At 61.9% G+C, this 23,979-nt stretch carries 36 protein-coding genes; 17 read left to right on the top strand and 19 right to left on the bottom strand.

Translation table 11 applies throughout. The features are described from left to right. Positions 1-3: 3 nt before the first annotated feature. From G3O06_RS20540 to G3O06_RS20625, 17 genes are all read right to left on the bottom strand, one after another. A complete protein-coding gene (locus G3O06_RS20540) occupies positions 4-663 on the bottom strand; it encodes a phage baseplate assembly protein V (RefSeq protein WP_205817304.1) in 660 nt (219 codons plus the stop codon). Then, positions 653-1,726, bottom strand: a complete 1,074-nt coding sequence (locus G3O06_RS20545) for a Cro/Cl family transcriptional regulator (RefSeq protein WP_205817305.1) — start codon at positions 1,724-1,726, stop codon at positions 653-655. The genes G3O06_RS20540 and G3O06_RS20545 overlap by 11 nt, the downstream gene beginning before the upstream one ends. Beyond that, positions 1,714-1,950 (bottom strand): tail protein X, encoded by a 237-nt coding sequence (locus tag G3O06_RS20550; RefSeq protein ID WP_205817306.1) that lies wholly within the window; start codon positions 1,948-1,950, stop codon positions 1,714-1,716. Before G3O06_RS20550 ends, G3O06_RS20545 begins: the two co-directional genes overlap by 13 nt. A gap of 10 nt (positions 1,951-1,960) precedes the next feature. Further along, the gene (locus tag G3O06_RS20555) at positions 1,961-2,647 is read right to left on the bottom strand and encodes a phage tail protein (protein WP_205817307.1); all 687 of its coding nucleotides are present in this window, start codon (positions 2,645-2,647) and stop codon (positions 1,961-1,963) included. Continuing rightward, on the bottom strand, positions 2,614-5,103 hold the full coding sequence (locus tag G3O06_RS20560) for a phage tail tape measure protein (RefSeq protein WP_205817308.1): 2,490 nt from the start codon (positions 5,101-5,103) through the stop codon (positions 2,614-2,616). Before G3O06_RS20560 ends, G3O06_RS20555 begins: the two co-directional genes overlap by 34 nt. Before the next feature lie 125 nt (positions 5,104-5,228). Continuing rightward, entirely contained in the window at positions 5,229-5,624 is a 396-nt protein-coding gene (locus tag G3O06_RS20570; RefSeq protein WP_205817309.1) for a phage tail assembly protein, read from the bottom strand. A gap of 1 nt (position 5,625) precedes the next feature. After that, positions 5,626-6,147 carry a phage major tail tube protein gene (locus G3O06_RS20575; RefSeq protein WP_205817310.1) on the bottom strand — a complete coding sequence of 174 codons (522 nt, stop codon included), beginning with the start codon at positions 6,145-6,147 and terminating at the stop codon, positions 5,626-5,628. Then, complete coding sequence (locus G3O06_RS20580) at positions 6,144-7,577, bottom strand: phage tail sheath subtilisin-like domain-containing protein (protein WP_205817311.1); 1,434 nt, start codon at positions 7,575-7,577, stop codon at positions 6,144-6,146. Before G3O06_RS20580 ends, G3O06_RS20575 begins: the two co-directional genes overlap by 4 nt. Positions 7,578-7,580: 3 nt before the next feature. Next, positions 7,581-7,847, bottom strand: a complete 267-nt coding sequence (locus tag G3O06_RS20585) for a hypothetical protein (protein ID WP_205817312.1) — start codon at positions 7,845-7,847, stop codon at positions 7,581-7,583. Between the two features lie 21 nt (positions 7,848-7,868). Next, entirely contained in the window at positions 7,869-8,378 is a 510-nt protein-coding gene (locus tag G3O06_RS20590; protein ID WP_205817313.1) for a Gp37 family protein, read from the bottom strand. Beyond that, positions 8,375-8,845, bottom strand: a complete 471-nt coding sequence (locus tag G3O06_RS20595) for a phage protein Gp36 family protein (protein ID WP_205817314.1) — start codon at positions 8,843-8,845, stop codon at positions 8,375-8,377. The genes G3O06_RS20590 and G3O06_RS20595 overlap by 4 nt, the downstream gene beginning before the upstream one ends. Before the next feature lie 14 nt (positions 8,846-8,859). After that, positions 8,860-9,210: a hypothetical protein gene (locus G3O06_RS20600; protein WP_205817315.1), complete on the bottom strand. Its 351-nt coding sequence runs from the start codon at positions 9,208-9,210 to the stop codon at positions 8,860-8,862. A gap of 12 nt (positions 9,211-9,222) precedes the next feature. Further along, positions 9,223-10,110 carry a Mu-like prophage major head subunit gpT family protein gene (locus tag G3O06_RS20605; protein ID WP_205817316.1) on the bottom strand — a complete coding sequence of 296 codons (888 nt, stop codon included), beginning with the start codon at positions 10,108-10,110 and terminating at the stop codon, positions 9,223-9,225. Between the two features lie 18 nt (positions 10,111-10,128). Then, positions 10,129-10,527 carry a hypothetical protein gene (locus tag G3O06_RS20610; protein ID WP_205817317.1) on the bottom strand — a complete coding sequence of 133 codons (399 nt, stop codon included), beginning with the start codon at positions 10,525-10,527 and terminating at the stop codon, positions 10,129-10,131. A 27-nt stretch (positions 10,528-10,554) separates the two neighbouring features. Continuing rightward, positions 10,555-11,676: a phage protease gene (locus tag G3O06_RS20615; protein WP_205817318.1), complete on the bottom strand. Its 1,122-nt coding sequence runs from the start codon at positions 11,674-11,676 to the stop codon at positions 10,555-10,557. A 472-nt stretch (positions 11,677-12,148) separates the two neighbouring features. Further along, entirely contained in the window at positions 12,149-12,568 is a 420-nt protein-coding gene (locus G3O06_RS20620) for a hypothetical protein (RefSeq protein ID WP_205817319.1), read from the bottom strand. Positions 12,569-12,847: 279 nt separating this feature from the next. Next, positions 12,848-13,270 (bottom strand): transcriptional regulator, encoded by a 423-nt coding sequence (locus G3O06_RS20625; protein WP_205817320.1) that lies wholly within the window; start codon positions 13,268-13,270, stop codon positions 12,848-12,850. 91 nt (positions 13,271-13,361) lie between these two features. Between G3O06_RS20625 and G3O06_RS20630 the strand changes: the two genes are divergently transcribed. After that, entirely contained in the window at positions 13,362-13,634 is a 273-nt protein-coding gene (locus G3O06_RS20630) for a helix-turn-helix domain-containing protein (protein ID WP_205817321.1), read from the top strand. A 36-nt stretch (positions 13,635-13,670) separates the two neighbouring features. On the opposite strand, the gene G3O06_RS20635 is transcribed toward G3O06_RS20630, so the two are convergent. Next, on the bottom strand, positions 13,671-13,916 hold the full coding sequence (locus G3O06_RS20635) for a hypothetical protein (protein WP_205817322.1): 246 nt from the start codon (positions 13,914-13,916) through the stop codon (positions 13,671-13,673). A 138-nt stretch (positions 13,917-14,054) separates the two neighbouring features. Between G3O06_RS20635 and G3O06_RS20640 the strand changes: the two genes are divergently transcribed. From G3O06_RS20640 to G3O06_RS20650, 3 genes are read left to right on the top strand one after another with little or no spacing between them, the layout of a single operon-like run. Beyond that, complete coding sequence (locus G3O06_RS20640; RefSeq protein ID WP_241020158.1) at positions 14,055-14,495, top strand: hypothetical protein; 441 nt, start codon at positions 14,055-14,057, stop codon at positions 14,493-14,495. Further along, positions 14,492-14,800, top strand: a complete 309-nt coding sequence (locus tag G3O06_RS20645) for a hypothetical protein (protein WP_205817324.1) — start codon at positions 14,492-14,494, stop codon at positions 14,798-14,800. Before G3O06_RS20640 ends, G3O06_RS20645 begins: the two co-directional genes overlap by 4 nt. 10 nt (positions 14,801-14,810) lie before the next feature. Beyond that, positions 14,811-15,710, top strand: a complete 900-nt coding sequence (locus G3O06_RS20650; RefSeq protein ID WP_205817325.1) for a hypothetical protein — start codon at positions 14,811-14,813, stop codon at positions 15,708-15,710. Positions 15,711-15,819: 109 nt separating this feature from the next. Here the strand turns inward: G3O06_RS20650 and G3O06_RS20655 are convergent, their stop codons facing one another. Further along, entirely contained in the window at positions 15,820-16,164 is a 345-nt protein-coding gene (locus G3O06_RS20655; protein ID WP_205817326.1) for a hypothetical protein, read from the bottom strand. 51 nt (positions 16,165-16,215) lie between these two features. On the opposite strand from G3O06_RS20655, the gene G3O06_RS20660 reads away from it, so the two are divergent. From G3O06_RS20660 to G3O06_RS20720, 13 genes are all read left to right on the top strand, one after another. Then, the gene (locus tag G3O06_RS20660) at positions 16,216-17,484 is read left to right on the top strand and encodes a hypothetical protein (protein WP_205817327.1); all 1,269 of its coding nucleotides are present in this window, start codon (positions 16,216-16,218) and stop codon (positions 17,482-17,484) included. After that, on the top strand, positions 17,478-18,662 hold the full coding sequence (locus G3O06_RS20665) for an AAA family ATPase (protein WP_205817328.1): 1,185 nt from the start codon (positions 17,478-17,480) through the stop codon (positions 18,660-18,662). Before G3O06_RS20660 ends, G3O06_RS20665 begins: the two co-directional genes overlap by 7 nt. Positions 18,663-18,736: 74 nt before the next feature. Then, positions 18,737-19,006 (top strand): hypothetical protein, encoded by a 270-nt coding sequence (locus tag G3O06_RS20670; protein WP_205817329.1) that lies wholly within the window; start codon positions 18,737-18,739, stop codon positions 19,004-19,006. A 23-nt stretch (positions 19,007-19,029) separates the two neighbouring features. Beyond that, complete coding sequence (locus G3O06_RS20675; RefSeq protein ID WP_205817330.1) at positions 19,030-19,329, top strand: hypothetical protein; 300 nt, start codon at positions 19,030-19,032, stop codon at positions 19,327-19,329. 52 nt (positions 19,330-19,381) lie between these two features. Next, positions 19,382-19,969, top strand: a complete 588-nt coding sequence (locus G3O06_RS20680) for a DUF3164 family protein (protein ID WP_241020159.1) — start codon at positions 19,382-19,384, stop codon at positions 19,967-19,969. Between the two features lie 2 nt (positions 19,970-19,971). After that, positions 19,972-20,757 carry a hypothetical protein gene (locus G3O06_RS20685; RefSeq protein WP_205817353.1) on the top strand — a complete coding sequence of 262 codons (786 nt, stop codon included), beginning with the start codon at positions 19,972-19,974 and terminating at the stop codon, positions 20,755-20,757. Beyond that, positions 20,750-20,911: a hypothetical protein gene (locus G3O06_RS20690; protein WP_205817332.1), complete on the top strand. Its 162-nt coding sequence runs from the start codon at positions 20,750-20,752 to the stop codon at positions 20,909-20,911. The genes G3O06_RS20685 and G3O06_RS20690 overlap by 8 nt, the downstream gene beginning before the upstream one ends. Positions 20,912-21,011: 100 nt before the next feature. Beyond that, positions 21,012-21,452, top strand: coding sequence for a regulatory protein GemA (locus G3O06_RS20695; RefSeq protein ID WP_205817333.1), 441 nt, complete (start codon positions 21,012-21,014; stop codon positions 21,450-21,452). A 181-nt stretch (positions 21,453-21,633) separates the two neighbouring features. Then, a complete protein-coding gene (locus G3O06_RS20700; RefSeq protein ID WP_205817334.1) occupies positions 21,634-21,999 on the top strand; it encodes a Mor transcription activator family protein in 366 nt (121 codons plus the stop codon). A 118-nt stretch (positions 22,000-22,117) separates the two neighbouring features. After that, positions 22,118-22,366 carry a hypothetical protein gene (locus G3O06_RS20705; RefSeq protein ID WP_205817335.1) on the top strand — a complete coding sequence of 83 codons (249 nt, stop codon included), beginning with the start codon at positions 22,118-22,120 and terminating at the stop codon, positions 22,364-22,366. Next, positions 22,350-22,838: a lysozyme gene (locus G3O06_RS20710; RefSeq protein WP_205817336.1), complete on the top strand. Its 489-nt coding sequence runs from the start codon at positions 22,350-22,352 to the stop codon at positions 22,836-22,838. Before G3O06_RS20705 ends, G3O06_RS20710 begins: the two co-directional genes overlap by 17 nt. Beyond that, positions 22,835-23,158 carry a hypothetical protein gene (locus tag G3O06_RS20715; RefSeq protein WP_205817337.1) on the top strand — a complete coding sequence of 108 codons (324 nt, stop codon included), beginning with the start codon at positions 22,835-22,837 and terminating at the stop codon, positions 23,156-23,158. The genes G3O06_RS20710 and G3O06_RS20715 overlap by 4 nt, the downstream gene beginning before the upstream one ends. Positions 23,159-23,414: 256 nt before the next feature. After that, positions 23,415-23,936 carry a hypothetical protein gene (locus G3O06_RS20720; RefSeq protein ID WP_205817338.1) on the top strand — a complete coding sequence of 174 codons (522 nt, stop codon included), beginning with the start codon at positions 23,415-23,417 and terminating at the stop codon, positions 23,934-23,936. The last annotated feature ends 43 nt before the right edge of the window (positions 23,937-23,979 follow it).

Raw genomic sequence — 23,979 nt, forward strand, 5'->3', positions numbered from 1 at the left:
TTGTTACGAGGGAATCGGCTTGGACGTGGTGCCGCCTTCGGGGTCGTCGTGCTCGTGGTCGTGCAGGCTGACGTCCCCGGCCTTGACGTCGTTCTCGGCGAGAATGCTACCCGGAATCACGGTGCTTGCGCCAGCCGCGCCACCGACGCCGCCTTCGAGCATCGTTGCGCCCTTTACGCGAAGGTTGCCGTCGATGACCGTTTCCCCGGCTTTCAGCGTCGCCGTTCCTCCAGACGTGACATTCAATGCACCGGCCACATTGATATTTGCGTCGCCCCCAATCGTGACGGTCGTGTTGCCCTTGACGTTGACGTCCAGCTCGCCGGTCGACCGGTTGTACGAGAATCCGCCGCCGTCTTTAAACAGCCAGCCATACACGTCGCCAGACGACCATGGCACGCTATCGGCCGCCGAGTAGATCGCGCCGAGAACAGTACCGTCTTCAAGATGCTCGTCCATGATGCAACGCACCTGCTCGCCGGCATCCGGCGTCCAGAATGCCTTGTCGTCCTGCGTCTTCGGATAGCACACCGGGAGCCAGAAGCTTTGCACCCCGATGTCCTCGAACGTCACACGCACATTGCCCGCGCCGTCGACGGCAGACACGACGCCCGTCTTGAAGCGAACACCGCCGGTGGCCGGCCCGTGATTGTCATGCGCCATTTGCCGCGTCCCTAACTCGCTTGAGTTCAATTTCGGTTGAATACCCGCTGCCGCGCGAAAACTCATGCTTCGACTGCGAAATGAAATATTTGCCGCTCAATTTTCCAAAGTCTTTAACCAGAATGTTGACGCCGGCAGCCAGCTTTGTATTGCCGTACAGCGTGAGCGTTGCGCCGGTCTGATCGTCGTTCGCCCGCTCAAGCGCGGACTGCGCCTTCGCATTCGCCTGGCTGTCGGTCTCGGCCCGAACGTTGAGGTTCAGCTCGTCGGCGCTGTAATGGTCGTACGCCGACAACTTAGACGACGGATCGGCAACCCGCTTTTTGCGTACGTGCTTCGCGTGCGGGTCGTGCCACGTCACGGTGCTGGCCAGGTAGATCTCGTGCACCTTGTCGCGGAACGAGTACTTCGTCAGGTCCGAGCGGCCGATGACCAGCACATGCTGCGCAGCCTTCAACGCGCTACGCTTGTAGAAGGTCATGAGGCCGCCGCGAATCGAAAATTCATATCCGTACTCAATCGAAATTCGCTTCAAAAACACCAGGTCGGTTTCATACGCTTGCGTCACGCGCGTGATCTGGATTGGCTCGATCTTGCCTGCAAGCTTCAGCTTGTTGCGTTTCGCGACGGTCGCCGCGATGGTCGCGAGCGTCACGTTCTCGTATGCGCGTGCCGTACGACTACGGACAGCCTTCTTTACCCCCGCACCCAACGCCTTGATACAAACCGTGTCGGGCGGCCCGTCGAGCGTTATCTCGTCGATATCGAAGGTGCCGCACGGCAGCAGAGGCTGGCCTGCGTAGCCGATCGATACCGTCAGCGTGTCGCCGAATGTCGGATACCACGCGTCCATCCAACGTCCGTCAGCGTCCTCTAGCGTCAATTCGACCGAGTCCGCTTGACCGCCCATGTGGTCGGTGTAGTGAACGTCCGTCAGGTATGGCGCGATCGCCGCGCTGATGTCCTTCTTCTGATAGATCACGATGATAGAGCCGGACGGAACAATGACGTCGGCTGTCGGCACCAGCAACGTGGCGGCTGATTCGGGCGCTACTGTTTCCATGGCGGCAGATCCTGATTGGTTTGTTGAGCGTCGACCTCATCGAGGGTCATGATCGGAATCAGCAACGTCAAACCGGCGGGCAGTACCGTCTTGATGTCGGCCGATGGATTCGCGGAGATGATGGGGCCGTACGCGGTGGGATCGCCGTAGTAGTGCCACGCGATCGTGTCCCATCGCTCGCCCGCGATCGTGACATGCCGCATGGCCTGAATAGCTGTAGTCATACTGTCGTCCTCAGTTGCGGCAAATCGGGGCCCGCGCGGCGCGCGGCGCGGGCTTCGCGAGAACTGTCTTCGGCGGGGTCGAGACGCCACCGCCTGACCTCGATTGCGCGGCGGTCGGCGCTTGCGATGCAGTCTGCTCGACCAGGACAAGCGGCACGACATACTCGCGCAATGTGAGCGAGCCTTCGGCCCAAATCAGCGTGCCGTCCGGAAACGTGTGGCGCGCCGAAATCGAACAGTCGGCCGCAACGAACGTTCCCTTGAAGTCGCCGTTTCCAAGGTGCAGTGGCGCGGCGGTATGACTAGCGATGAGCCGCTGAAGCTTGAGCAGCTCCGACTCCGGATCGCAGTAGGCCGCGTGCAACGCGATCGTCCACGTGATCTCATCCAGGCGGTCGCCCGTCCACTGGAGCCGAGGCTTGCTGCCGATCAGCTTGTGTTCGCCATAGTCAGCGCCAAATTTCGTTTCCCATGAATTCGGGTACGTGATGACGTCGAACCCGACGTCGCCGAGTAGCGCGAACTGGAGGCGCACACCGAGCGAGCTGAGCAAGTCCTGTGCGTACTGGGATGCATAGCCTGCGGCCGCGTTGGAAACCGCGTTGACGGTCTGCTGGAGGGCAGACGTTGCGATCGAAGTGACATCGAATGCCATATTGCTCCTCAGAACGACGTGCGCGCGTTGCTGGCCTGCCAACGCTTCATGAGCTTTTCGAACTCGGCGTATGACGTGCGCATCGCATCGCCCACCTGCTCGCGAACATTCGGACCGCCGGCGACGTGCAGCGTCGGCGCGAAATGGATGACGTGGCCGCCGGTAGACTGGCCGCCCATAGTGTCGGACGGATGACCAGCCTTCGCCGCGGTTGCGAGCGCAGTATTGACGCGATGCCCGGTTGCCGCCTGAGCGGCGGCGCCCGCCAGACGTGCGGCCGTGTCCTGGACCGAACCCAGCTTGCTCAGCATGCCAAGTTCCGCACCTTCGCCGATGTTCTTACCGAACCCAATGAAGACACGGCTCGGCGAGTGAATGCCGAGCGTCTGCGTGAACCACGTCTTGATGTTGCCGCCGAGTTTCACGATCGCATCACGGGCGGCCGCCATCTTGTTGCCAATGCCCGATATCAACCCCGTCACGATGTGTTCACCGAATTCGAGGAACTTCGCTTCGAAATTGAGCAGACCCGCCCACAGTTTCCCGAAGGAGCCCATGATCTTGCCGAGCGCCAGGCCGAACGATTCGCCCATGCTGCGCGCAGCGCCGCCCGTGTCGTCGACGGGTTTCAAAAGCTCGGTGGCCCAGTGCCACAGTTGCTTGAACCAACCGACTACCACGTTCACCACGGGCATGAACGGCTGGAACACTTTCGCGAGCGCCGAACCCAAATGCGACAGCGCCTGGCCGATCGCCGAAAAGCTCGGGCCGAGACCCCTCTTGAGGCCCGTCCAGAATCCGGCGAAGAACGCCTTGATAGGTTTCCAGTACTTGTAGATCAGGACACCAACGACGACGACGGCCGCCGTGATCCAGCCGATACCGGGAATCGCGAGGAACGCGGAACCGAGCGCTCCAAGGCCTTGGATAATTGTCGGGATGACTGCGCCCAAGCCGCCGCCGTTCATCGACAGCGCCATCGCAAAGGATCGGATCATGGACGACACGCCAGGAATGCGCGTTCCCACTTCCAGCAAGCCGGAACCGAGTCCCTTGCCAATGCTCTTGATCGCTGAGAACCCACCGCTGCCGAGGCTCCCCAGGTGTCGGAGGGGCGCACCGGCCAGCTTCACGGCAAAACCGGATGCCAGTGCGATCGAACCGAGTGTGGAGAGCACGACGCCGAGCCCCCCGGCAATCAGGAAGGTCCACTTCGCGAACGTCTTGTGGTGATTGATCCATTCGCGCATGTCCGCGATCCCGTCGCTGAGCTTGTCGAGATACGGTTCCAGCATCTCCAGCGCCGGCGCGGCCCATGCGGCCAGCGCGTTGGTGACGTTACTGCCAAGCACCGTCATGCGGTTCTTGAAGCTCTGCATCGTGACGCCGATCCGTTGATCGATACTCGCCTGGTCATCCAGGCGCTTCAGCGAATCGGTGTAGGCGTCGACACCGTTCTTCGCGAGCAGAATGGCAGCTCGACCATGTTCCGCGCCGAACATGCCGTTGAATACGTCGATCACCCCACGCTGGCCGCCCGACTTCATGAGCTTCGTGTACATATCGGACAGCGTGGTCACCATATTCTGGATACCAGTGCCGTCCTTGCCGCCCTTGAGCATCCCCTGGGCGTCGAAGAAGCTGACATTGCCGAGACCGGCCTTGATCATCTCTTCCTTGGCCGCGCCCCGCATGCCCTTGCGCGCCATCATGAGCTTGCGCGGTCCCGACGACAGATCCGACAGCAGTCCGCCGATCTCGGTACCGGCCTGCGAACTGGCGATACCCATCCGCCCGAGTTCGACCTGGAGCGCGCCGATCCCCTTGGCGTTAGTTAGCCCGGTCAGTCCCAATGCATTGATGTTCGGCGACGCGTATTTCATGAATTCCAGCTGCTCGCCTGGCTTGATGCCGCCCGCGAAGCTGATACGCTGGATCAGGTCGGCCGCCTTCGGCAGCTCGTTCCCCTGAAGCTGGTACGCTTCGCGCACCTTTGCCGTCATCTCGCCGGCCGCTTCCGGCGACATCTTCATCACGACTGACAGGTTCGCCGCGGCATCCAGTGCGCCGCCGAGCAACTGCTCTTTGGTCGTGCCGAGGTTCATCAGCGCCGTACCGACTTCCGACACCTGCGCCGTCGTCATCGGCAGGCGCGCGTCGATCTGCAAGACCTTCTCTTTGATCGCATCGAACCCGTCGCCGATCTTGCCCGTCTTGTCGAGCGACGCGACAGCCAGGTCGTTCAGCGCGGAATCCATTTCTTCGAAGGCGTGGATCGGCTTTTCGACGAAGTGCATGATCTCGCCGCCGACCGCCTTCGACGATGCGCCCAGCGCGATCATGCGATTACCCATCGCGTCAAGTGCCGTGCCCAGGCGTTGCAGGCCGTTCATCCCCTGCGCGACGCCCTGCGAAAGCGAGTTCGTGAAGACCCGCAGCGGCCCGCTTGCCGAGTCGGTCAGACTCAGCAGTATTCCCAGCTCGAGCATGTTGCTCATACGTCGTCGCCCCTGAAATGAAAAAAGCCGAAGCTCATGCGTCTTCGGCCTTCCTGGTGCTTTCGATCTGCTCGGCGGCCAGCTCCGACCAGTCGATCAGCTCCGCGATATCGAGTGCGTTAATCTCACTGGGCTGGAACCTGAACCACCGTGCCAGCAGCCCCCCCGCCTTGCGCAGCGACTCTCGGTCGATCAAGCATCTTGCGAAAGGCGGCCTGGACGCGCTGATAGTCGCCCAGATCCATGTTTTCGAGGTCTTCGGCCAGCACCTGCTCGTGCGAGATGATGCCCACGAGCGCGAGTTCTTGCGTCACGCTATCGTCGCCGACACGCTGCGCGGCTTTCAGATCGCGAACCTTCGCGCGACGCATCGTGATGCGGTCGATCTCGCGACCGTCCGCAAGCTTGAACGGTTCGCGCAGCGGGACAACTACGCCGCCGTCCGGCGTGCGTGTAGCTGTCGTGGTTTGACCTTCCTCGCCGGGGTGCGCCGCACCTTTGGCTTGATCTTCGACTTTCATTTCACGCTCCGATGTTGGCGCGGTAGAGCGCCAGTTGATCCTTACCGCCGACCTTGAAAATGTTGGACATGAAGTCCAGCTCCACGATGTCCTGACCGTTCAGCTGCTGCTTGATGTAGGACGCCGTGAATTCGCTTTGAAATTCCGCGTTGTCGTTCTGCTTGAACGAGCCGGTCGGAATTTTCTTCATCGTCACGGTAAGGAACGTCACGAGCGGCACCTGCTGTGTGCGGCCTTGGCTCGTGTACGTATCCACCGACGACCGGCATTGCAGCGACAGCGACGTGAACGGGTTGGCGAACTTCAACCACACGTCGCTGTAGAAGCTGTTCCACTTGACCTTGCCTTCGAGCTTGTCGAAGCCCGCCGGCAACATGATCGTGCCGACCATACCCACCGCCTTGTGCTCGGTCTCTTTGACCGTGATGTCCGGCAGCGAAATCTCGTCGGCCTTGCCGAGCTGCGAATTACCGCCGAGGTACAGGTTCGCGTTCGTAATTCGGTTGATCAGGATCGAAGTCATTGCTGCGTGCTCCCGAGCTGATTCAGATAGTTGATGTTGACCGTCGCCTGATACGTGATGCGCTCGGCCGGCGGCGGCGGCATGAAGTCATACGAGAGCTGAATCCAACCGGCCGCCAGCTCGGTGGCGGGATTCAGCGTCGGATCGAACCACGCGCGGCCATCAATGATCGCGCCGTCACCGACCAGCTTGCGCAGGAAGCCGTTCGCCGACTCAAGGATCGCATCGATGTCGCCGTTGGATATCGGCTTATCGACGTACTGGAGCGTGAAGTACTCCAGACTCTCCTCGATCACGTCGGCGGTGCGGCGCACGCAAATGAACTGCGTCGGTTCCGTGGACGCCGGAAACGCAGCAGAACGGTTTCCCCATAGACGGTAACCTGTGCCGTACGACGCAAAGATGGTCATGATCCCGGCCGCGTTCAGCAGGTTCGTGTCGCTGTTCGGGTCGTTGATCATTGCGTAGATCGGGCGCTCCAGGCCAAGGACGCCGCCGAGCTGGTTGTTCGACGCCGAGAACCAGTAACCCAACTGCTGGTCGACCAGCGCCTGAAGACCTGCCGCACGCGCCGATAGCGGCTCGATCACATTGGCGTTTGTCGTTTCGTCCAGCACCTCGACATGCGGGTAGCACAGGGCCGAGCGCTCGCTCGACGTGAAGAAGTTCACGACACCGGCCGGCCCGCGCGCTTCCACCGCCTGCTGTACGGTGAGACCGGCCGGTGCGTCGCGGTACGAAATCGCGCGAATCTTGCCGGCGACGGTCTCCAGTGCCGACGACACCGACGCAAACGTTGAGTACACCGGTGCGATCAGCAGCTTGGCGAGGTAACCGAGGGTCGAATAGCCGTCGAGCAGCTTCTGCATGCCGGTGCGCAGCCCGGCTGCGTCGATGCCCCCGATTATCTCGGCCTGCGTGACTTGCGACGGATCTGCGTAGCTGTAGGACGCGCTCAACGTCGCACTCCGTGCGATCGCGCCGGTCGCGACGCGCGTGACGATGCCGTTCAGCGTATCGAGTACATAGTCCGTGCCGGGCTCGTAGGTTGTCGCCCCGTCCGGGCTCTTGATCGCGCTGGGCAGCGCCGTGACGATGCCGGGGTGGGCAAGCGTCGCGGTATCGGCTGCATTCAGGGTCAACGCCTCGCCCGCGACCGCCGTGTTGTGGATGGCAGGGTCGAGCACGTTGATCACCTGCACAACTGTCGGCCCCTGATCAAAAATCGCCGTCAGGGCGGCACGGATGGTCGCGTTCGGCACGGCCGGGCCGAACTGCGCAAAGTCTCGATCACCCGACACCACAATGATCTGATTCACTGCGCCGCCGACGGCCGTGCCGATCAGGCCGATCACCGCCGTTTTGACAAGCGTGACCGACGCACCGCCCGACTGCGTTTCGATCGTCTCGACGCCATGCAGATAGCTCATGAATCAGTCTCCCTTGATTTGCGCGGCAACGGGCGCGACGGTGGGCGGTACGCCGTTGGCCCCTTCGGGGGCCGGCGCGTCGGAGGGCTTCGTGGACGCCTTCGGTTTGGTCGGCGCGGCCTCCTCGACAGGCGTCAGCCGCTTGAGCGCGACGAGTGTTGCGACGGGCGGGCAGTCGGGCAGCTCGAGCGTCGCGCCCGTATACAGCATGAATTCGTCCTGGCCGATCGTGAGGCCCGTCGCCGGGCCGGTGTATCGATAGCGGGGCATGTCTTTCCCTGGGAAATGGTGTTACTGGCGATTGAAGGAAACGCCAGCGAATGCGCCGGCTTCCGGCTGGTTGCCGAGGTGACTCGGCGCGGCGTCGTCACGGCCCTTGACGATCAGAACAGGCACGCAGACCATCAGCGAGTATGCGAAGACGCCTTCACCGTAGTCGACGAAGTCATCGCGCAGCGGCACAGTGACGTCCGCCGACTGCGGCAGGCGATGGCCGCATACAGCGCCGAACGCCGCCTCGAGCATTTCGTATGCGCCGTCGTTGTCGCGCAACGTTCGCGCGCGAATCACGATCTCGAACTTGAGGTCGTCGTCGTAGAACATTTCGCTCGTCGATCGCACCTTGTACGAGCCGCCGCGATAGATGATCAGCACGTCGCCCGCGCCGGTCATCTTGTAGCCCTCCGGGCGCACCGGCCAGCTTTCGACCTTCAGCCAGGGGCGCTCGTCGTTCATCTTCGTGAACGCCGCCGTGAGCTGCGCGAGCAACCCGTCCTCGATTTCCTTGATCAAGCCGATCATCGGTGTCTCCGCGCGAAAATGTCGTGGCACCGGCCAGACTCGACCATCGCCGCGCCGGGCGACTGACTCGAATCAGGCGGCTCGGTCGCCTGGCCATCGCGCAGCAGCGCGCCGGGAATCTGGATGTCGCCCGTGCTCATGAGCTTGAGCATCTTGATCCAGTCCTCGTAACGTTGACGCGCGTCCTTGATGTCGTCGTGCGGGCGCAGCGCCTGTGCGCAATACATTGCGATCTCGCAGCAGGCGCGCACCAGCACGGTCGGGGTCGACAGCGGCGTGAGTAGAACGACGTCCGTCAACGGCAACACGTACCGCATCCCGAGATAGCCGTCGATCTCGGCGCTGGCGTCATCCAGCGCGGCCTGCAGACGCGTATCGTCGACGCGCTGATTGCGCTCGTCGGAGACGGCGATCAGATCGCGTTCGAGGTAGCGCGTCTGGAGGTCGGTCACGGTCGCATAGCTCATTGCGTCGTCGCCTCTTACTTCGTGCTCGACGGCGAGCGTCGGGCCGGCTGACGCGTCTCCGTCGCGGCCGCATCGGTCGCGGGCGCATCCTCGACGCTCGGCTCGACGCTGAACGGCGAGCCCATGAGGCTGGCGACGATTGCCTCGACGTGCTCATCGTCTTCGCCCTCGACGGCGATCGGAATCAGCGTCACTTCCGCCGACAACCACGGGTCGCCGCGCAGCCGTTCCACTTCGGCTTCAGTCAACTCCGTCAACGGGATCTGCGTCGCACTGCGCGAGAAAACCCGGCCGCCCGCGCGATACGTATCCCGGCCGTTCGTTGCAACGACGTGCAATACGGCGATGATTTTGGTACCCATCATGATCTCCAGGCGTTACGCGAGGTACGGCGCGACGAGCACGTCGGCCAGCCCCTTGTAGATGTTGGTGGTTGCGTTGATCTGCTCGGCGTGCAGGATCGTGCGGGCCTTCCCTTCGAGCTGCGGCGGCACGATCAGCAGCGTGGGATTCACGCCGAGCGCCGCGCCCGCATCGCTCTTGAGACTCTGCATCGCCGCGCGTGCTGCGCCGAAAGCCTCCGCCGTGAGCGTCTGCGCGCTGCGTGCGGCGAGCTGCCACAACCCGAAGCCGACGTTCAGTCGCGCGTCCGAACCGAACACGAGCTCCTTCTTCATGAAGTTGGGCAGGTCGTCTGGCCTGTTGAGCGCCACGAACTGGTAGTCCTTGCGGAACTGAACGATCATCGGCTTGATGACCTGGGACGCGTCGACCAGATACCACGGCACATCCGTGCCGCCCATGTCGTTCGACACGGATTTTTCGTAACCTTGTTCGCCAACCGGGTGATCCGTCGAAAAGAACGGCTGGCCGTCGTAGCACAGTGCCGACTCGCCTTGCTTGAGCAAGCCGTACGACAGCATGTCCGGATGGCGCTTCGCGTCACGCCCCATCTGTGCCATCAGCGGCTTGTAGACACCGTACTGATCATCGTCGATGGAGTCGCGGTCCACGCCGACCGTGTTCTCGAACGGCTTGTTCTTGATGGTGAAACCGTGCACCGTGAGGCCCTGGATCACGCGGTCGCCGAGCCACTCGCGAAAGCGCGTGGTCTGGCCGAGCCACGGATAGACGCTTTCCGACGTGGCCGACTCGGTGCGCATGGCGAAGCGATTCCACTGCGCGGGCGTCTCGTTGAAGGCGTCCTGGAACGACATGTTGAAGGCGAGTGTCAGCGCCCGGAAATTTGCTTGATTGAGTTCCATCTTGTCGGAGGTCTCCGGTTACAGTTCGATCCAGACGTCGCCGTTCGCGTCGATGTCGCGCACGATGCCAGCCGGTGATTGACCGCTCTTGCTGACGGTCGAGTCGTCGAGCGCGTGCGCGGCCGTGCCGATATCCTTCGACGAATACGGGGCGGCCGTGTCGTTTGTGAAGCGGTAGCAGCCACGGCGTACTTCGATGCCGATCGCGCCGTCAGCCATGCCGGTCGTGTCCGTGCGATAGCGGTTCACACCGACGACCGTCTCGGTGGCCGCTCCGGTGCAGGGCGCGGCGAACCCGGTGCCCGAGTCGATCGCGATCATTGCGCCGACGAACGACACTTTGCCGCCCTTGGCGGAATAGGCGAACTGGACGGCTTCACGCAGCGGCGTGTCACGATCCTTGATAGCTGCTGTCATGCGTTACTCCTGTTCGGGTTCGTGAGGTCAGTTCGCGGCGCGCAAGCCGGTCGCGAACTTCTCGGGGTCGACGCCCAGCGATGCGGCGATCTTCGCTTCGTCGGTCGACAGCGCGGCGACGCCGGCATTCTTCGGCGGGATGCCCTTCGTCTGCGTTGCGGTGAGCGCTGCGATCGGTTGCGCGACAGCGAGGAACGACTTCAACGCGGCGATCGGCTGGCTCATCCAGTAGTCTTTCGCGACGGCGAGAATGCGGCCATCGGACAGACCCGCCTCGACCAGCTCCGTGCGCTCGTCGGTTTCGATCTGCTGTGACAGCGCCGCGACTTGGTTCTGAACCAGGACGAACTGATCCATCGGCACGAACTTCGACGGGTCGTGTGCACCCGCTTGTGCGCTCGCGGCGGCGAGTGCCGTGCGCGATGTCGTGAGGTCCGTGCGCAGCGACGTCAGCGTGCCGATCAGCGACACCGACGCTGCGGCCGTATTCGTGTTGCCTTCGTTGAGCATTACCTTGACCTTGTCCAGCTCCGCGCCGATTTCTTGCGCGGTTGCCGTGAGCGGCAGGTTGAGCAGGTAGCGCAGGCGCTCCAGCAGTTCGTCCATCGACTTCTCCGTTGCGTTTCCAGTGGGTTGTGCGGTGAGCGCAGCAAGTGCGCTGGCGGCGATGGCGTCCATGCCATCGAGCGCGGGGGTGTTCGTCAGAGCGACGTTGAGAATCGACAGGACCGCGCCGGTATCCTTGTCGTAGGAAAAAAGTGGGCTCGTGTAGCGGTATTCCTCCGCTTCGATCATCTGTCGCGCGGCGGGCGTCCAGCGGATGCCGGTCGCCCACAAGCCATCCGCGCGCATCTCCAGCGTCTTGAACCAGCCGGCGGCGGGCGCGGGCTTACCGTTGACAGCGGAGCGCTGCACCTGGTGTTCATAGTCGAAGCAGTAGTCGGTGCTGCGCGCGTTCGCGGCGGCGACGAGGCGTGCGCCGATTTCCGGCGTCATCTGCCACGCGGCGCAATCGGCGGGACGATCCGATCCGTCGGCCGCGCGGAACGCGCCCATCGGGAAAACCTGCGCGCTACCCGACAGCGACGACGCAAGGTCGAGCGCGCAGGCTGCGTAGCCGATTGAGGGGGTGTGGGATCGCTTGGACATGTCGCCACTTTGCCAATCGATACGCGCGCTGAAAAAGAACTCGGGTTCTTGTCGGCGATGTGCGAACGACAGCTATCGTGGCGGCACGATGTGAAGGAAGGTACAGCGTCGAAATGGTAGTCGGTCGGGCTGTTTCGAGCAACGCCGCCTTCGGGGTCGCGCTCCTTGCTGTGAGGAGCCGACGCAACGCGCGTTAAACGCGTTTGAAGGCCCCTCGATTCGCTGCGGAGTATCTGCGCCGCTACAGGGGGCGTCAGGCCGTCAGATCGCCTGAAATCGAAAGGCTCGATTCACCGAGCAACAGGATGTGCGGACACGTCAGTGCCCGGCGCGTCGAGAGAGACCGCGATGTGTGATGTGAAGAAGCGACGGCAACTTGCCGACGGCCTGTTTCGGATAGGCGAGAACCCGAGCTTGCCGTCGTGGGCCTATGACGTGTTGCGCGATGCGATCGCAGAGTTGAACGACGACGCTAATGGCGTAACGCGGAATCAAGCGACGAATTCGCGTCACGCACAAACCACCCCTCGATCAAACCAAAGGACTCCTTCCATGCGTCACTCGGGCCCTGCATTTCTTCCAGCGTGGCTCCCTCAATCGCTGCTTCCATCTGCGACGTTGCTTCGTAGAATTTTTTTGCGAGAACCTGCAATTCGGGAACGTCCTGAAGAGACAACGCATATGCCTTCAGGGCAACAACGGATGGCATCGGGTTCGGCCAGCCCTCAATGGGGTAGTCGGTCGGAAGTATCACGCGGCGCGGAATCCTCAGAATTTCAGCGGAAAGTCGCTGAATCCCGGCGCGAGCGTCAAACAGCAGAACAAGAATTTCATACCTTCTTTCGCGCAGAGCAGCGGCGGAATTTTCTTTGTATTGGCGTTCCAGTCTCATTGCTTCTAGGTCTGCTTGAAGCCGCATTGCTTTCCGCGTCGACCGAGCCGAAAGTGCCTGCCCAACCCACACACCAACAAGTGGCATGCACAACGTCACAACAGACATCCACCCCGGCAATTCACTCGTCACAGCCTCTCCCCAATCATTAAATCGCTTCTTGTCGGGCCGTCGACCTTCGACGGCCCGCTCTTTCACGCAACCCACAAGCGCCGCAATCCGCGCACTTCGATTACAAGCCAGCACGCGAGGACCACGCACGGGTCACACACCAGTGCGTCACCCGCGCGATCCGGTTCGGGGCACGGCGGGATCAGTATCCCCGCCACTCCGGCGATCGCTTGCCTCGTCACGATCGCCTGACCTAACCGAGGCACCTGCGGCCTTCGCCGCCACGAGAGCCGCGCTTTCGAGAGCGCGTTTACCCTCCTCGTCAGAGTGGTGGTAGTTGTCGAGTAGCGCTGATTCCCGCCTGTTCGGCTGGGCGGCACTCGAAGCGCCGGGGGTGCGCGAACCGGTGATGACGTAGAGCACGTCCATACCGGCTTCGGCCAACAGCGCGAGTTGAGCCGCCGTCGGCGTCGACGCCCCCTGTTCCCAACTGATCACCGTCCGCTTCGCTGCCTGAGCAATCTCACCGAACGCCGGCTGCGTGAGCTTAAGCCGCTCCCGCTCCTCTCTAAGTCTTACTCCGATAGACATGCTGATATCTGCACCATTTCGTTGACAGGTGCCAATATCTGCACCATAATCAACTTACCTAATCAACTTGACTTGTAGCAAAAAAGCGTTCGTGCGCTTTTTCGCCCCCAACGCCATGCACCCAGAAGACATCAAGGCTTCAATCCGTAAGGCGAACAGTTCGCCCGCCCGGATCGCGCGGGAACTGGACATCTCGCGCAACGCCGTATCACTCACCATCCACGGACGCAGCAAGTCCATCCGGGTGGCGCGCAGGATCTGCGAAGTCGCGGGGCTCGACCCTGAGGCCGCATGGCCCGGTTGTTACCCCGAGTTCCGCGTGAATCCGATCGCCTGCCCCGTTACCCCGGAGAACCGTTCATGAGCCGCGCCCGTGACGTCCATGGCTTTCCGGTAGCCGCTACGCCGATCGGTCCGCCCGCACGGCGTGCGCCCGGTCAATCCGCTCAGCCAGATCACGCATCACGGAGGCGGAATCCTGATGCGCCGTCTGTCGGTCCCGTCCGTCCGCGAACCTTCGCAGCCGCCTACTAAACCCCGGCCCGTCAATCCGGCCCGCCACTTCCAGTTCGCCTATGAGAATCAGCAACGTCTGCCCGATACCGTCCAAAGTACCCCACAGCTCGCGCTGTTCGTCGTCTGTCATGTCCGCGCTCCCGTCCAATGATTCGATGGGCGCATTTTCACTCAACGAAATCGAATTTTACTCTTTCCAATCGGCGATTTGTTTGGAAGCCGGTCGACGGAGGACATTCCAATGAGACGCCGGAACTGGAGCAAGATCATGCCTGGCTCGCTGCTGGAGGCGTTCCGGCTCTGCAAGGACCACGCCCGCGAGGAGCGCGGCCTGTCCGTCGAGCGCATCGCCGACCTGATGGCGTTGACGGCGGACACCGTCTACAAATACTTAGCGACCGGCCGCATGCCGGGGACGTTGATCCCGGTCTATGAGCACGTCTGCGGCGTCCATTACGTGTCGCGATTCCTCGCCGCTTCGTCCGGCTATCTCGTCATCCCCGTTCCGACCGGCAAGGGTGTATCTCCGGCCGACGTCCAGGCGCTTCAGTCGGTTCTGAACGAAGCCGTTGGCGCAATCCTTGAGTTCGCCGCGCAACGTTCCGACGCCGACAAAACCCTCAGCGCTATCCATGCCGGTATGTGCGCGTTGGCGTGGCATCACGGCAACGTCGGTCGGGCCGCGCAACCTGAACTGGAGCTTTCATGAGCACCGTAACCGACAAGCAAAGCCCGACCGCCACTCAACGTGCACTGCGCGCGATCTGGGTCCTCCAGGGGCACGTGGTCGACGGCATGCGCCTCAAAGCGATTGCGTCCGAACTTCAGACCAGCTCGCCTAACGCGCTGCGTGATCTGGAAGCACTGGCGGGAGAAGGAATCGCGGAGCGAATCCCTGGGCGCGAGGAGTACTGGAGACTGACGCCACGCATCGTCAAGCTTTCGCGGGCTACGGCCGAAGAATTCGCGCGGCATCGCGCGGCCATTGACCAGTTTGAACAACGCTACAAGTAAGGGGGAAGGGATGACAACGAAGAAGAGTCCACGGACACGTCAATCAGCAGTGCTTATTGGTGACGAGAATTTCGAGGAGAAGTTGAATCTCGCGAAGCGCGAGAACGCCGAGCAAATGTCGGTCGCACTGAGCAAATACGGATTCGAGGACTACACGATTGATAGGCTTATTGCGGAAGGTGCGCTGCGCGCACGTCGCTTCGTAGAAGACATCCTCGAACTCGGCAGAATCATACTCACCTGTCGCGAGCTGCCCCACGGCATGTATGGGCCTGCGATTGCCCAAATGGGAATCTCGAAAGACACCGCTCGGCGAGTGGCCGGCGTAGCGCTGAAATTCTGGAACCGTGACGATCTGAAGCCTCTGCTGTCGCTGGACATCGGCAAGGTCTATGAACTCGCATTGCTCGATGACGATTCGCTCGCGTCAATGGCCGACGACCCCGAAAAGCTGGACGAACTCGAATGCATGTCGGTGTCGGAACTGCGCGCGGCGCTGCGCGAAGCGCATGAGCAGATCAAAGCCAAGGATGCCGTAGCCGAAGAGATGCAGGGGACCATGCGCAAGCAAAAGGAAAAGCTCGCCCGCGCCCCGAAGCCCACCCCCGAGTTTCTGTCGCAGGAAGCGATTGACGACCTGAACAAGACGTCCGTGGAAGTGGCCGCTGCGGTGACGACCAGCCTGCGTGCGGCGCTTGGTGCGGCGATCGAAGCCGTCGACGCGCACGGCGCAGATCAACTGATTGTCGACCAGGCATGCGCATCGGCCCTTGGGCTCGTGTTCGCTGCCGCGCGCCAGTTGTGCGCCGACTTCGGCCTGCTGCCGCAGGAAGCCGTCGATCCTTCGGCCGAGGGTGATGCGAGCTGGGCGGCAGTGCGGGAGCAGCTCGCGAACAAGAAGACCCGCTGACGGAGCGCTCATGTCTGCGAAACCACAACAGCATGCCGTCCTGGCGAAATACGCGGATCGTCTGCACGACGCGCGTCACGGTACGAAGGGGAAGATCATGGGGGAGCTGTCACAGGAACTTGGCGTGACGCCGCGTGCCGCGCACCGTCTGCTCGAAGACCACACAGTGCGCGATCGCAAGCGCCGTTCGGACGCGGGTGACGTCGCGCTGACGGAACACGAAGCGCGCGTGGTGTCTGCTGCGATGATGGAAACGACGAGCGGCCATGGCAAGCAACGCGGATCGTTGACTGACCTGGTCGAGCAGTTGCGTCGCGCGGGCATGATTCGCGCCGAGCGGGTCGTCACGTCGACGGGTGAAGTCGTCGCGCTGTCGGATACGGCGATCGCACGCGCGCTGCGCGCCTACTATGTGCATCCCGAGCAGTTGCGCCGGCCGACGCCGCACGTGCATCTGTCCAGTCCGCATCCGAATCACACGTGGCAGGTAGACGCGTCGGTCTGCGTGGTGTTCTACCTGCCGACCGGCGGCGTCGGCATCTACGAGCTGAAGGACGGCGTCCACTACAAAAACAAGCCGGGCAACCTCCGCGCGATCGAGGCGTTCCGCGTAATCCGCTACGTCGTCACGGACCATTGCTCGAACGTCATTCGCTGGCGTTACTACCCTCATGCCGAGTCGGGTCAGCATACGGTCCGGTTCCTCGCCTGGTCGATGGGCCGCGAGCGTGCGGGCAATGATCCGTTTCACGGTGCGCCGCTTCACCTGATGGTCGATCCGGGCGCGACTGCGGCCGGGCTGGTGAAACGCTTCTGCAAGCGCCTGGACATCGACCTGATCGTCAACAAACCCGGTAACGCGCGCGCCAAGGGCAGCGTCGAGAAAGGCCAGGACATCATCGAATGCAAGTTCGAATCGGGGCTCAAGTTCGTTCGCGATGAGGTGCGCACCTTCGATGATTTGAATCGGCTTGCGGACCTGTATCAACTGCACTTCAATGCTACCGCGAAGCACTCGCGGCATGGGAAGGCGCGCACGGACAAATGGCTGGAGATTCGGCCCGATCAGTTGCGAACGACACCGACCGAAACCGTGCTGCTGTCACTCGCCACGGACGAGCCCGAATCGCGCACGGTCAGCGGCGATCTGTCGATCAATTTCAAGGCGCGCGTGTGGAACGTGGCGGACGTGCCGAATGTCACGCGCGGCGGAAAAATCGCGGTTCATTGGCATCCGTTCATCCCTGACACCGCAATGGCCGTTATCACCGACGCGGACGGCCGCGAGCATCACCTTCCGCTGCCCGAAATCACGAAGGATGAACACGGGTTCCCGTCAACCGCGGCGGTGATTCGATCGGGTTACGACGCGCACGCCGACACCGTGCTCGAAACGAACCGCAAGGCAGTCAAGATGCTTGCGGCCGGCGCTTCAAAGATCACTGAAGCGGAGGCCGTCTCGAAGGGCCCCAGCTACACGCCGTTCAATGGCACCTTCGATCCGTATGTTGCTGCCCGCGAAGAGACGCCGCCGACAGTCATCCCACGCATCGGCAATGCCTTGGACGTCGGTGTGCCAGTCGTCCACGCGGCGAAGCTGTCGGTCACGATGGCCGCGCTCCAGCTTCAGGACCGGCTTGGCGACGCATGGCGTCCCGACTACTTCGCGTGGCTTGAGCGGCGCTTTCCGGACGGTGTCGAAGAGGATCAGATTGACCGGCTGGCGTCCCAATGGTCGGGGTCGAATACGGAGCGTCGATTGCAAGCATGCTGAAGCTGGCACACATCCTCAAGACACATCAGATATCGATGGCCCGACTAGCGAGCATGCATCCGATGCTGTCGCGAACGCCCATCAGTTTATTGCTCAACCATGGTCACTATCCGGCAAGAAAAAGCGAGTTCCAGTCTGCGGTGCAAGAAGCGTTGATGAAGTGTGGTGTCACTGCGGACGAAGCCGCAGCGGCGTTTAAAAAAACGGTGGATTCGGGGAAGCCCGCGAACCCGCCAATCGAGAACGGCCTGCGGGTCGAAGACGAGGTTGTGATGCTGATTCGAAAAGTTACGTTGAGTGCCGAAGCGCTGACTATGTTTGGCCTGTCGCCCGATCGACTGATGCCGCCGCAGGGAACGAAGGATGTGTTCATGGGGCAGGCATTGCGTCGCGGCTTCGAGCACATGAGCCGGGCCGCACGCTTCGGCGGCTTCCTTGCCTTGATCGGCGAATCGGGGGCCGGCAAATCGACACTCAAGGGCATGCTTGCCGACGAGCTTGGCCGCCACGGCGAGGTCGTCGTCATCGAACCCATGGTGATCGGCATGGACCAGAACGACAAGAAGGGAAAGACGCTGAAGGCCGCACATATCGCAACGGCGATCCTGCGCGAGATTGCGCCGTATGTCCGCCCGGCGCTCACGCTTGAGGCCAGAAGCAAGCAAGTTTATGCGGCGCTGATCCAGGCCAAGACCGACAACCCGAAGCGACGCCATCTGCTGGTGATCGAAGAGGCGCACCGTTTGCCTGTCCCCACGCTGAAGCACCTGAAGAACTTCTACGAGCTGTCGCACAACGGTTCGCCGCTGCTGTCGATCCTGCTGCTCGGCCAGCCCGAACTGGATCGACGCCTGTCGCCGCTCGATATGGAAATTCGGGAAGTGTGGCAGCGCTGCGAGATTGTGCGGCTCTCGCCGCTCGACGGGCAGCTTGCCGACTATCTGAAATTCCGCCTGGGCGCGAAGGCTGCGGCGGCGTTCAAACAGGATGCGATCGACGCGTTGACGGACCGCCTGTGCGATCCGGCGTCGAAGCGCTCGTACCTGTATCCGCTCGCGGTCGACAACTGGATCGCGGCAACGATGAACGTCGCCGCGAAGATCGGTAGTCAATCGATTACCGCCGAGACGGTCGCCGCCGCGTACAAGCGACTCAACGACGAATACCGCCAGTTCTAGGAGGTGACGCCATGTCTGCATCTTTGAAAATCGTTCCGCCGACAGTTGAACGCGCGATCGACGATCAGCCCGTCGTGCTGACGCCGCGCTTCCTCGCGCAGCTTGCGCGCGTCACGCGTGCCGAGCGCACGCTGCGGGAAGCCGGCTTTCACGCTGATCATGTCGACTGGAATGAAGCGGTACCGGTGCTGCACATCAGCACGCTCGCCGAAGGCCAGATTCGGGAACTGTTCCGCCATATCGAGCGGCCGTATCTGCGCAAAGGTGCGGACGGCGCTTGCGTTCATGGGTCGCTGAACGGCGTCAAGGTTTGCTGTGTGGCGCACGGAAATGTGCTGATCTAAACATCTTCTATCTCGATTCAACAATGACAAGCCAAACCGAAACCATTCGCGTCGAAGCCGCCCCGAACGCGACCGCAGACGAACTGCAGAAACAGCTTCACCGTGCAAACGAATCGATTCTCAGCTATTCGGCTCAATGCGCTCACCAGCTCGACATCATCGAGCGCGTGTACGGCTTCGTCGGTGCCGTGCTCATGCTCCACCTCCGCGACGATCGGGCATCTCTCGAAGGATGTCTCGACCAATATCTTGAATCTCGACCGACGCTGCGTGCGCAGTTGCTGTCCATGATCGAATCCGGCTTCACCGGCAAACCGCACTGACTTAACCTGGAGAAATCACATGTCCAATATTCCGGGCGTCAACGCCCAATACATGACCGACGCGCGCGGCCGTCTCGTGCCGGTTGAAGTGATCCGCCCGATCGATCTGGCCCGAGACGAGTTCGTGAAAGAAGCATTCCAGAAGGCGCATAGCGTGAAGGAGCACATGGTCAAGCTGAGTGCCGAGCTGCTCGGTGATATCGACGCGTTCATCGAACTGTCGGCCGAGCGCTACGGTGCGGCGATCGGTGGCGAGAAGGGAAACGTCACACTGACTAGCTACGACGGCTCCATGCGCATCCTGCGTGTTGTGCCGACGACACTGTCTTTCGATGAAGGGCTCCAGGCCGCGAAGGTGCTGATCGACCAATGTGTGCGCGAATGGTCGGTCGATGCCCGCGTCGAGATTCGCGCGCTGATCGAAGACGCGTTCCAAACGGACCGTATCGGCAAGATCGCGACGGATCGTGTGCTGCGCCTGCGCAATCTCGCGATCGACGATCCGAAGTGGAAACGTGCGATGCAAGCGCTATCCGATTCGGTTCGCGTTCAGCATTCGGCCGCATATGTACGCATCGAACGTCGCAGCGAAACGACGGGAAAGTTTGAGGCGATTCGATTCGACCTGGCGGGAGCGTGACTATGGAAAAGTTGACTATGGATTATACGAGCCGCGCTGATGCGCTGACGCGCTCCATCATGGAACAAGCGAGGGTATTCGCAGTCGCCTTTTCGAAGTACACAAGATCAACATCGGCAAGTGAAGAAGTCTCCGCAGAGGTCGATCGGGAACATGCCAATTTGCGCAAACTCGTCCTCAAGGTTTTATCAGAGAACGAACAGACGCCGATGACCGTCGAGCGGCACGAAACAGCGCCAGGCGACGAGCAGGTTTACCAGCACTCATCGCCCAATGCGGCGGGGGCGGACACACACGCGCTCGCGCTGCGCGTTGTCCATGCAGAATCCAGCCGCACGTTGTCACACAAGGACTTCGATATGTGCATGCGGATTGCGAAAGCCGCGATCAGCCAGGCCCCGGCGCGGGTGGCTGAAGACTTCACCTACGCGAGCAAACAGGCAGCCACATGCGCGCTCTGCGGCGAACACAAGCACACGCCGCTTCGCATCGACTGGATGGGCGGCTACGTGTGCCTGACCTGCATCGATCGCGAGCTGGAGCGGAGCAAGGACGACAAATCATGCGCTACCCGGTACCGATGGATGCGAAAGCACGCCCAGTTCATCAACGGAGGCGATGGGGAGGTGGTCATGATGCTCATGGTGTCGTTTGTGACGAAGCATCACGAGATGGACACGGCCTACACGGACGAAGGTTTTTTAGTTAGCGTTGACGCGAGCGTCGATGCCGCAATCGCGGTCCATGGCGAAAACAATGCTCACGACGCAGAGGGCGACGATGACTGAACGTACCCCCGCATACGGTGAGGGTCGGGAGGCGTATCGCGTCGGATACGGCGACAGCGACAACCCTTACGAAGCTGGATCGAACGAAGCAGAAGACTGGTTCGACGGATTCAACAATGAGGAGCGCGCCGCGCTACGCAACGCACTCGACTGATTGCCATGACCTTCGATCAATTCATTGTAGTAATCGGCGTCGTGTTTCTAGCCTATCTGTGCCGGAAAGACCTGCTGCGCATGCTGCGAGGTAAGAAGCGATGATCAACAAAGCGACATTGGCGCGCATTCATGTCGCCAAATCCCAGCTCGGCCTGGACGACGATACGTATCGCACGATGCTGCGCTCGGTGGCCGGCGTCGACTCAGCCCGGAATTTGTCACCCGGCGGTGCTACCGCCGTGTTGAAGCACCTGGAGCGATCGGGCTTTCAACCCACGACACCATCGCGTCGGCCGCCTGCTGCGCCATCAGCGCGCGTGACTGGTGGCTCGCAGGCGGAGAAGATTCGTGCCCTGTGGCACGAGCTACATTCGCGTGGCGCGGTGCGCAATGTGGGAGACGCTGCGCTTGCCGCTTACGTGAAGCGCCAGACTGGTGCCGATGCGGTGCAGTGGCTTAGCACCGCGCAGGCCAGCAACGTCATCGAATCGCTGAAGCGGTGGCTTGCTCGCACGCCGCTCAAACAGGTGCAATCGTGACGGTGTCCGAACTCATTGATGCGCTACGGCGCTTTCCGCCATATCATCCCGTGATTGTCGAATTACCAACCGTCGAATTTGGACCGAACGGAATGAAGGTGGTCCATCACCTCTCGTCCGTTGTCGACGTAACCGGTGGTCGAGATAACACCGTGTATCTGAATGCTAGTGGAGGCTTGAAGTGACCGTACCCGACCGACCAACTTTTCCCGCGCAGCTTCCCGAGCTGCTCGAACACTTCGCGCAGATTGCATACCGCAAGATGCGCGAAGGGTCGGTCGAGCACGCGCCCGCCGAACGCGTTGCACTGAGCATCGTCAACGCGGTTGCGGAGCAATTCGGCGGCGCACAACTCTACATTCCGTTTCCCGAAACGTACATGCGCTCCGAGCGCGATATGGAAATCTTCCGCAAGTACACCGGGAGCTATGCGACGATATTCGAGCTGGCACGCGAATATCACCTTAGTGAAGCACGTGTTCGTCGTATCATCAGGCGCGTTGGCGAAGAGCAGTTTCGCGAACGCCAGCCTGATATGTTTGCCTAAACTCCTTCCCCCGCAGGCGGCGATACCGCCGCCTGTCTCGCAATGACGCGGGTTCTTTCCGCGCGTCTCTCCCCGCAGGCGACTATGGCGTGTCCGATATACACGCGTAGGTGCCCCTATGAAATTCCGGTTGATCGACGATTGGCGCGACGCGCATCGCTTCGGAAGCGTGCGTGCGTCTGCCGTCATGGCATCGGTTTTCGGGTTCGGCCCGTCTCTGTTGTCCGCGTGGGGCGCACTCCCTGACGACCTGAAGGAAGCATTGCCGCACGGATGGTCGCGCGTGATCGCCGTCGCGGGCTTTCTCCTGGTACTGGGCACACGGGTGCTCACCACCGATCGGGGGAGCGATGCCGATCAACATTAAGCGCCCCGGCCCCCGCTCCCTAGCCGCGACGGTCGGCATCGCAACAGCAACGCTGCTCGCAACCTACGTGCCGAAGTTCGAAGGCATGGTGCTCAAGACCTATCGCGATCCGATCGGCGTGCTCACGTACTGCGACGGCGAGACGCAAGGTGCCGTTCTGGGGCGGACCTACACGCCCGACCAATGCCGGGCGATGCTTTCCGCACGCCTTGTGCAATTCGCTGATGGCGTCGACGGTTGCATTGATGCGCCGCTCACCGACTACCAACGTGCGGCGGCCATCTCTCTTGCCTACAACATCGGCGTCGCTCGATTTTGCGGGTCGAGTGTCGCGCATCACTTCAACGCGAGGGAGTACGCGCAAGGGTGCGCCGCGATCTCGCTCTACAACCAGGCCGGCGGTCACGTGGTGCCGGGCCTGGTCAACCGTCGGCGCATCGAGCGCCAAATCTGCGAGGGGAAAATTCGATGACTTTCATTTACATGCTTGCGAAGCTCTGGCCGTACGCCGCTGGTGTGTCGGCTGCTGTGGTCGTGTACTTCGTTGGACGTCGGAAGGCGCAGGCTGCAGCGGCCAAGACCACCGCCGCCGATCAAGCCGCCGTGCAAGCCGAGGCGACCGCCGTCCAGGTGGAAGCCGATGGCGCTGCGTCCAACGCGGCGGCGGCAGCGGCACAGGTGACGAGCGCGGCGAACGCGACTCAGGCCGCCGAGGTTGCGGCGACGTTGCCGGCGAGCGCGGTTGATGCCCAGCTCGACGCAATGGGCGAACTCCGCAAGGATCAACCATGACCCGGTGTCCGTCTCGCTTCGTCGGAATTCTGGCGTCGATTTCTTCCGTATCTGCGCTTTGCGCGCTTGCCGCGTGCACTACGGTTCCCGCACCCGCGCCGTGTCCGCCGGCCCCGCCTCGCATCGTCGACACGGGCTGCACGTGGGTTCACTCAATCTCCGTCAGTCCGGCTGATACCGAACCCACCAAGCGGCAGATTCTCGCGCACGATCTCGCCTATCGCGCGAACTGCCTCGATTCCAAAGCGGAGCCGAAATGAAGTACGCCGACGCCAGAAGCCAAATTCAGGACGGCGACTTGATCGCGGTTCGTTCCCGTACTGGGGTGATGCCGGCGTTGATTCGCACGGTCACGCAGTCGCCCTATACGCATACGGCGGTAGCGGTTTGGGTCGGCTCCGATGACGCCCGTCGTCTCCTGGTTGCCGAGAGCAACGAAGGCGGCTGCTCCCTGTCCCCGCTGTCGCACTACGCCGACATCGACTTCGATGTGTTCCCGTGCCCGGTCGATCGGCCGGCCGCACTTGCGCATCTCTGGGGGCTGGTCGGCGAGCCGATCGCGTATGGCTACGTGGACCTGCTGCGCATCGCAGGGAATCGCCTGCTCGGCGTACCGTTGCCGCCGCCGGATACCGAACGCCTGATCTGCTCTGCGCTGTCGGCCCGGATCTTTCAGGACGCGGGGTGGAAGCCGGTCTATCTGCCGACGATCCCGGCCCCGGACGATGTTGTCCAGGCAATCGGTGTTCACCCGGCGCTGGAGGTCCGTAGTGCCTAGCGAAATCGACATTGGGTGCGATCGCGAGGCGCAGCTGCGTGAC

This window comes from Burkholderia sp. Ac-20345, assembly GCF_017104825.1.
Lineage (GTDB): Bacteria > Pseudomonadota > Gammaproteobacteria > Burkholderiales > Burkholderiaceae > Burkholderia > Burkholderia lata_B.